General features: G+C 55.3%; 2 protein-coding genes. Both read right to left on the bottom strand.

Going from position 1 to position 1,082, the window contains the following annotated elements; translation table 11 throughout:
- Window positions 1-179: 179 nt before the first annotated feature.
- Window positions 180-860, bottom strand: a complete 681-nt coding sequence (locus CER19_RS29245) for an immunoglobulin-like domain-containing protein (RefSeq protein ID WP_256660535.1) — start codon at window positions 858-860, stop codon at window positions 180-182.
- A 15-nt stretch (window positions 861-875) separates the two neighbouring features.
- Window positions 876-1,082: immunoglobulin-like domain-containing protein (locus CER19_RS29240; protein WP_256660534.1), on the bottom strand; the 207-nt coding region annotated here is incomplete at its 5' end.

Here is a 1,082-nt window from a genome sequence, read left to right as displayed (position 1 = left end):
GTGATCTGGCCACCTTCGTTCACTGCATTCGGCGCAGTTAACGTGACAGTCGTAGTATTGTCTGTGCCTGGGGTATCGGTGACGGTGGTGTTCACCGCCGTAGTGCCTGGAACCAGATTCTCGAAGTGCTCGCCACCGGTCACGCCTTGAATGGCGGTAGTGACAGTCTGGGCACCTTTTTAGACATCATCCGGTGCCAAGATCGAAACAGTGCCGCTGGACTGATTCACTCCGATGGTGATGGTCTCGCCGTTATCCAGCGTGACGGTCAACGGATTAGTGATGTTAGTCACCGGCGCACCGTTTTTATCCACAAGGCTGGCGGTGTAAACGATGTTGCCGCCTTCGCCGACGGAGGTGGTGGCGGTCAGAACTACGTCGACTTTATCGATGGTGTCATTGATCGTGGTAGTCGCACCGTTGCCTGCCACTTCGAGTTTTTCGAAGTTGCCGCCAGAAGCGTCAGTGATCTTGACGGTCTGAGTGCTCTTATCGATAAACACATCATCGGTAGGCGCAGGGACGGTCACAGTGCCGACGGTTTCGCCGGCCTTGATGGTGATCGACGAACCGTTATCCAACTTCAGGGTGACGTCAGTACCGGCCTTGTTGCTCAAGGTCGCGGTGTAGGTGATCTGGCCACCTTCGTTTGCTTCGGACGGAGCCGTTAGTGTAACGGTAGTAGTGTTGTCGGTGCCCGGAGTGTCCGTCACAGTCGTGGTGACTTTATCGGTGACAGGCACCAGGTTCTCAAAGTGCTCGCCACCGGTCACACCCTTGATAGCGGTGGTGACGTTCTGGTCTCCCTTGTCGTCTTCGTCCGCCGCTTCCGTGGTAACTGAGACACACGTCTGATTCACACCGATGTTGATGCTCTAACCGTTATACAGCGTGACGTTGAGCGGGTTGGTGATGTTAGTCACCGGTGTACCGTTTTTATCTACAAGGCTGGCGGTGTAAACGATAGTGCCGCCTTCGCCGACGGTGGTGGTGGCAGTCAGAACTACATCGACCTTATCGATGGTGTCGTTGATCGTGGTAGTCGCACCGTTGCCCGCAACTTCCAGTTTTTCGAAGTTGCC

This window comes from Pseudomonas sp. GL93, assembly GCF_003408955.1.
In the GTDB taxonomy this organism is placed as follows: Bacteria; Pseudomonadota; Gammaproteobacteria; order Pseudomonadales; family Pseudomonadaceae; genus Aquipseudomonas; species Aquipseudomonas paracarnis.
This window is presented reverse-complemented; position numbering and strand designations above follow the sequence as displayed.